This window comes from Porcipelethomonas ammoniilytica, assembly GCF_025567485.1.
Classification (GTDB): Bacteria; Bacillota; Clostridia; order Oscillospirales; family Ruminococcaceae; genus Porcipelethomonas; species Porcipelethomonas ammoniilytica.
The window spans coordinates 1-6,019 of the sequence record NZ_JAOQKH010000018.1 but is presented as its reverse complement, the minus strand read 5'-3'; the positions used below and the strand labels follow the sequence as shown (position 1 = coordinate 6,019).

Annotated in this window: 7 protein-coding genes; 6 read left to right on the top strand and 1 reads right to left on the bottom strand. The window is 36.7% G+C overall.

Translation table 11 applies throughout. The features are described 5' to 3' along the window. The coding region (locus OCV67_RS10895) for a tetratricopeptide repeat protein (RefSeq protein WP_178085103.1) at window positions 1-1,862 on the bottom strand (1,862 nt) is incomplete at its 3' end. Window positions 1,863-2,231: 369 nt separating this feature from the next. On the opposite strand from OCV67_RS10895, the gene OCV67_RS10890 reads away from it, so the two are divergent. The 6 genes from OCV67_RS10890 to OCV67_RS10865 all read left to right on the top strand — a co-directional run. Then, the gene (locus tag OCV67_RS10890) at window positions 2,232-2,528 is read left to right on the top strand and encodes a hypothetical protein (protein WP_147644011.1); all 297 of its coding nucleotides are present in this window, start codon (window positions 2,232-2,234) and stop codon (window positions 2,526-2,528) included. Next, window positions 2,528-2,860 (top strand): type VI secretion protein, encoded by a 333-nt coding sequence (locus OCV67_RS10885; RefSeq protein ID WP_147644010.1) that lies wholly within the window; start codon window positions 2,528-2,530, stop codon window positions 2,858-2,860. The genes OCV67_RS10890 and OCV67_RS10885 overlap by 1 nt, the downstream gene beginning before the upstream one ends. 10 nt (window positions 2,861-2,870) lie before the next feature. Beyond that, window positions 2,871-3,419, top strand: coding sequence for a phage protein Gp27 family protein (locus OCV67_RS10880; protein WP_147644009.1), 549 nt, complete (start codon window positions 2,871-2,873; stop codon window positions 3,417-3,419). After that, window positions 3,416-3,904 carry a transcription termination/antitermination protein NusG gene (nusG, locus tag OCV67_RS10875; protein ID WP_147644008.1) on the top strand — a complete coding sequence of 163 codons (489 nt, stop codon included), beginning with the start codon at window positions 3,416-3,418 and terminating at the stop codon, window positions 3,902-3,904. The genes OCV67_RS10880 and nusG overlap by 4 nt, the downstream gene beginning before the upstream one ends. Window positions 3,905-4,297: 393 nt before the next feature. Continuing rightward, window positions 4,298-4,768, top strand: coding sequence for a hypothetical protein (locus OCV67_RS10870; protein WP_147644007.1), 471 nt, complete (start codon window positions 4,298-4,300; stop codon window positions 4,766-4,768). Then, window positions 4,752-6,019 (top strand): DEAD/DEAH box helicase family protein (locus OCV67_RS10865; protein ID WP_147644006.1); only part of this gene is annotated, 1,268 nt, incomplete at its 3' end. The genes OCV67_RS10870 and OCV67_RS10865, both read left to right, overlap by 17 nt.

Below are 6,019 nucleotides of genomic sequence, written 5' to 3'. Positions count from 1 at the left end.
GAATTGCGATATTCTGCATTGTTAGGTTCTAATTCAACAGCCTTTTGCGTTTCAGTAAGAGCTTCATCATAACGTTTCATTTCATGCAATGTTACACCAATTGAATTGCGGTATTCTGGATTGTCAGGTTCTAATTCAACAGCTTTTTGTTTTTCAATAAGAACTTCATCATAACGTTTCATGTTATGTAATGTTACACCAAGTGAATTGCGATATTCTGGATTGTCAGGTTCTAATTCAACAGCCTTTTGCATTTCAATAAGAGCTTCATCATAACGTTCTATGTAATCCAATGTTATACCAAGATTATTATGATAAAATGCATCGTTAGGATCTAATTCAACAGCCTTATAGTATTCGGTTAGAGCTTCATCATAACGTTTCAGTGCATGCAATGTTATACCAAGGGAATTGCGATATTCTGCATTGTTAGGTTCTAATTCAACAGCTTTTTGCGTTTCAGTAAGAGCATCATCATAACGTTTCAGTGCATGCAATGTTATACCAAGGGAATTGCGATATTCTGCATTGTTAGGTTCTAATTCAACAGCTTTTTGCGTTTCAGTAAGAGCTTCATCATAACGTTTCATTTCATGCAATGTTATACAAAGGGAATTGCGATATTCTGCACTGTCAGATTCTAATTCAACAGCTTTTTGCTTTTCGATAAGAGCTTCAACATAACGTTTCATTTTATGTAGTATAATACCAAAAGTGTTATGGTATAGCGCATTATCATGAGCCAGGTTTATCAGATTTTTACAAATTGAAACGGCATCTTCATAATTTCCTTCACGATATGACAATACAACTTCTTTATACATATTTTGCAAGTCGGTTTGGCTTGTTACGTATTGTACAGCTTCTTTAATTTCTTCAGACACTGTTGAATTATCAGCAGCAGATGATGAATTGTCTTTCATTAACTTATTTGTAAAATTATCTATTGAATCACTTAGTATTTTAAATCTATTTTCTGCTTTCTTAAGAAAATCTTCTTTAGACCGCATTTTTATTTTTAAAACACGTCCAATTAAAAACATGACCTCATCAAAACCATTGTGCTGTATAAAATATCCGTTGGATTTTTCTAAGAAGTCGTGTACTTTTCCATCAGGTGTTCCATCGCCGTAAAGCATCCAGTAGGGGCAGCATAACCTGTTGTTGGCAAATTCATCTCCTTGCCTTATTAAATAATCCATTAAGCTGTTATCATTTCCGGCATATCCTATAAATATAGGGTGATATTCTGATAAAACAGTATCAAGTGCTTTTTTCCAGTTATCATGAAGCTTATTAACCTCATTAACAGTATTTGCAGGATTAAACAGGAGATCTCTATGTATTTTAATAACGGTCGGTCTGTTAATCGGTTTTGATATATAGTGAGATAAAGATTCGTGACCTATTACCATGGGCATGGTTTGAGTATAATAGTTAATGGCGTCTTCAGTCAAGTGATCAAAATTTGTAGTTATAACAACATTGTTTTTTGTTTGAGACAGCAGATACGATAATATAACATATCCGGCGCTGGGAATAGCATTCTCCATTAATTTTTCAAGAAAGTTATATCCGTCTTTGGGCTGTCTTTTAAAATAATGTTCGTAATATTGACTGTAAAAACTGTATTTATTTTCATCGGTGATCCCATATTCTGACCGCCACTTGAGGTAGCTGCTTTTATTGCGTATCCGCAGTTTATCATCCCATATATCTACAAGCTCCTGACCTGATTTTATTCCGGATGATATGGATGCACCGGCGCCGAGAACAAAACAAAATTTTCTTGGATGATGACCGTCTGAAACATCTTTTATCTCCTGCATAAATCCATTTATAGATAATTCTTCATAACTCATATTGTAAATACCTTCTTCTTGAAAATTTATAACAAATAATATCTATATATAGTATATCACGATAAAATATCTAAATCAATAAAATTTAACAAATTATACCAAATGTACAAATTTAAATTTATCTATTTGCATATTATCAATAAAAGTAATTGATAGAAAAAATATAATTATATAATTAAAAATACATTATGTATAATTGTATCTGTTATTATACATAATGTATTTTTTTGTTTTATAATAAAGTTAAAAATAAAATCAGCAAGGGAAGTAAAAAAGTGAAGAATGTGATTTTACAAAGTTAAATACGTACTGTATAATTATAGTCAAGGTTATACAGTGCGTATTTTTATTTATAGGAAGGAGGATACCATGAATACAGATATTTTTACAAATATATTTCAGCTTGCTTTGACGTGCGGAATAGGAGTTGTTGCATTTTTTCTTAAAAGAACCATTTCGGAGCTGGATGAATGCAAAAGAAATATTACTGAAATAAAGTCACGTTACGCTTTATCTTCGGAACTTGAAGACTGTAAAAAGGACATTGCAAAAATTAAAGAGGATTACATAACGAAAGAAGATTTCTTCAGAGAGCAAACGGAGAACCGTCGTAAGCTTGATAAAATAATGGATATTCTTCTTGAAATTAAAGGAGGCGGAAAATAGTGAATTATGAAGCGGATAAATTAAAACAGGAAATTGAAAACGGTAATTTCTTTGTTAATAACGGACGTATTCTGCAAATGCTGAACATACTGGCAGGAGATTTCAAAAAATTAACTGAAATCAAATATGTTCTTTCAGATCTGGAGGAATATGAGATTGTCAGAAGCATTGATTATCTGTATGAAAGCGGATATGTAAAGCTGAGAAATACGGATAACGGAAAACCGACAACTCTTGCGGACGCTCCGTTTAAATGTCTGTCGGCAAAGCTTACAGCTGAGGGCGTGCGTATTTTGGTAGGTAAAAAAACAGATGACTGTATAACTCTGTAGGAGGTGTGATATGAACACTCTCGGAAACAGAAGACACAGTATTATTGACGGTCTTGAGCCTGATATTAAAGAGACTGTAGATGAGATGATACGTGCCGGTTTTACCTATCGTGAAATCGTGGACTACATAAAGGATACCGGAACAGAGATATCAATAGGCAGCGTTCACAGATATGTAAAGCATTTCAGGGAGTCTCTTGAAAGATTGAGAGTTTCTCAGGAAAATTTCAGAGCGCTGATGGAAGAAATCAACAGATACCCCGATATTGATATGGCTGAGGGTATACTTCGCATTATAAGCAGTCAGGTACTGGATGCTGTAAGTCAGATACCGTCAGAGGAAATAAAATCAAAGGATTTTGACACTCTAGTCAAATCGGCAGTTTCACTGACCAGAGCGGCAGCATATAAACGTAACGCCGATCTAAAGTCCAAAGAGCTTCTTGAAAACGGAGCGGATCAGTTTAAAACAATGATATTCGATGCCATGGCGGTAAAACGCCCTGAATTATACAGACAAGTCAAGGAATTTTTAAAAGAGGAGGAAGAAAAGCTATGATGTACGTTGTTCAGACTAAAACAGGCTGTGAGCTTTCCTCCGGAGTTTTGTTAAAAAGACTTGGATTTAATATTAAAATTCCCGAAAAGCTTATGAGTATACGCCGTGGAGGCACATGGAGATTGGAAAATAAGCTTGTATTTACTGGATACATATTTCTTGAATCGGATAAATCCATAACCGAAAAAGATTATTATAAGGTTAAAAATACCGATGGAGTTATAAATTTTATCGGAAAGGGAAAACCGCAGGCAATACGTGAAAATGAAATCCCGTTTATCAATTGGCTCTGGAATAACGGTAAGCCTATAGAACCGTCAAGGGTTTTTGTAACTGTTGACGGAAGAAAGATGATAATGTCAGGACCTCTAAGAAAATACGGAGGAGAATATGCTTCGATCGATATTCGTCAGAGGCGTGCAAAGACTGTAATATCTATCTGCGGAATAAAACATAAGGTCACACTGCCTATTGAACTTATTTAAAAATCCCTGCGTTATGCTGAAGTACGGTTGATGCGTCCCGTACCGATCGGCGCAGCGGAATATATAAAAACGGCTTTTTAAAACTGAATTGCCGAATGGCGAAGCATATCTGAATGAAATATGCGTTAGAAAACGATTCAGACCCTCTTGAAAACCGTTTTAAGAAATTATTGGTGAAATTATAGGGGTAAAAACAAAATCGCTTACAGGGGCTGACAGGCCTTTATTTGTATATTCGGAAACGGATTGAAATAAAATATGCCTTTAATAAGCATTATACACTCTTTATAACCGTTTAAAATTATTTGGACGTAAAATTTATCTCTAAAAAACAGAATCGCTTAAAAGGGCATAATTTGCCCTTATTTTTATACCGTGAAAGGACGTGGTATTTTGGGCGCATTAAATAAAAAAAGCATTAGATCTCTGCTTGAAGGAATTGATGAATATGAGGTCAGTCAGAAAAGGATAAAAGGCGGAAATTTAAATAGTATAAAGAGCCTGTATGATGAGTTTTTAAAAACAGACAGCAAGCCGCAGCGTGATAGATTAATCAATGAATTTAAAAAACGCAATGAGGAGTTTGCCGAGTTTATACAGTCAAATCCCGACCTTGTAGAAGCAGAGCTTCAAAAAGCATTGATTCTGGCAGCTTCCGGCGGAGAATATTCAGAAGAAGAAATCACAGTTGACGGTAAGGGAAGAAAAAAAGTAAAGCATATTAAGAAAACGGCTCTGCCTGATGTTTCGGCAGTTCGTGAATTAAGGGAAATGCTGGGCAGCAGCGAAACAGCCGAAAGCAGTATGGCTGAAGCTTGGATAGACGCTCTTCTCGGAGAAGATGAAAATGAACAGGAAGAATAAATACCACAGGCTTATAAAAGCTTTTAAGAAAAAAATCCCCGAATACCGCAAATCTCCCGAACTGTTCGCCTATGAGGTTTGTCAGTTTGAGCCTGACAAATGGCAGAAGGAAGTATTTGCGGATATAGCGGAGTTTCCTAAAGTTACGGTGCGTTCCGGTCAGGGCGTTGGAAAGACTGGTTGTGAAGCTGTTTTGTGCCTGTGGTTTTTGTCCTGTTTCCCGTATTCCCGTGTTGTAGCAACTGCTCCCACTAAACAGCAGCTTAATGACGTACTCTGGGCAGAGGTTTCAAAATGGCAGTCAAAAAGTCCGCTCTTGAAAGCGGTTTTAAAATGGACTAAAACAAAGGTTTCTGTCGAGGGATATGAAGAACGCTGGTTTGCGACTGCACGTACTGCCACAAAGCCCGAAAACATGCAGGGCTTTCACGAGGACAACATGCTCTTTATCGTTCACGAGGCTTCAGGTGTTGCCGACCCTATTATGGAGGCGATTCTCGGTACGCTTTCCGGCGCAAATAATAAGCTGCTTATGTGCGGAAATCCTACAAAGACCTCCGGTATTTTTTACGATTCTCATACCTGTGACAGAGGGTTGTATAAATGCCACAGAGTTTCTTCCCGTGACAGCTCCAGAACCAATAAGGAAAATATAGCGGCTATGGAGCGCAAATATGGGAAGGATTCAAATTTTGTCCGTGTACGTGTTGACGGAGAATTTCCTAAACAGGAAGATGATGTTTTCATTCCTATGGAATTGATATTAACGTCAACATCGTCTGTGAAAGATTTTGAAGAACCGGAAATACCCGACCTTATCCATATTGGCTGTGATGTCGCAAGATTCGGGGACGATAAGACCGTTATTGGTCACAAAGTCAATGAAAAGGCAGATATTGTCTGCAAACGTCAGGGACAGGATACCATGAAGACTGCTGATGATATAGTGATGTGTTATGATAAATTGCTTAAAAAATATCCTAAATATAAACGTCCTGTTGCTGTTAAGATAGATGACGGCGGCGTAGGCGGCGGTGTTGTGGACAGATTAAGACAAATGAAGCGGAGTAATCCTCAGCGTTTCAAACAGATGGAAATATTCCCTGTTAAATTCGGTCAGAGAATGAAACATGCATATTATTATGATTCCACCACATACATGATGAGCGTGGTCAGAAATCTTTTGTCACCTCATGATGAAGACGGGAAACCTAAACCTGTAGAACTGATTCTTCCCGATGATGCGGACTT